Source organism: Vibrio sp. 2033, assembly GCF_033339735.1.
Genome location: NZ_JAWOVC010000759.1, coordinates 1 through 533, shown reverse-complemented (window position 1 = coordinate 533; position 533 = coordinate 1). Strand labels below are relative to the sequence as shown.

Sequence of the window (533 nt, the reverse complement as noted above, 5' to 3'; positions counted from 1 at the left end):
TTTTGCACTAAAAAAAGCAATGTTAATCATAGTTCCCTCCCAAAAAGTATGGGTTTTATAAATAAATATACTTATAAAGTAATGCAACTTAGGCCTAATGAATAGTGAAATCTTTGCTTAAATATCAGTAATATCAAGATGCGATTAGCACCGTCTTTTTTACGTCTCAACGTTATAATCAGATTGCTTTGTGAGCATCATCTGACTAGCATAGCTTCTCTTTTATTTCCTTCTGACTCTTGGTTTGGGCGTTCTGGCAATGTCGATAAAATGGTGTGCTTTAATTCTGTGTGGATTGGTTACGTTCAGTACGCACGCGGCTGTCGATCTGGTTAAAGTTGATAAATCGAAACGCAGAATGTACTTGATGGAAGATGGCATCATACTAAAAGAATATCGTATTGCATTGGGTGCCAATCCTAAAGGCCATAAGCAAGAAGAAGGCGACAACCGAACGCCAGAAGGCAGTTACACGCTCGATTACGTGATTGAGGATTCTGCGTTTTATCGCTCGGTGCACATTAGCTATCCCG

Annotated in this window: 1 protein-coding gene; it reads left to right on the top strand. The window is 39.2% G+C overall.

Annotation, left to right across the window (positions count from 1 at the left end):
* Positions 1–259 precede the first annotated feature (259 nt).
* A partial coding sequence (locus R7P74_RS28930) for a L,D-transpeptidase family protein (RefSeq protein WP_318124146.1) occupies positions 260–533 on the top strand: 274 nt, incomplete at its 3' end.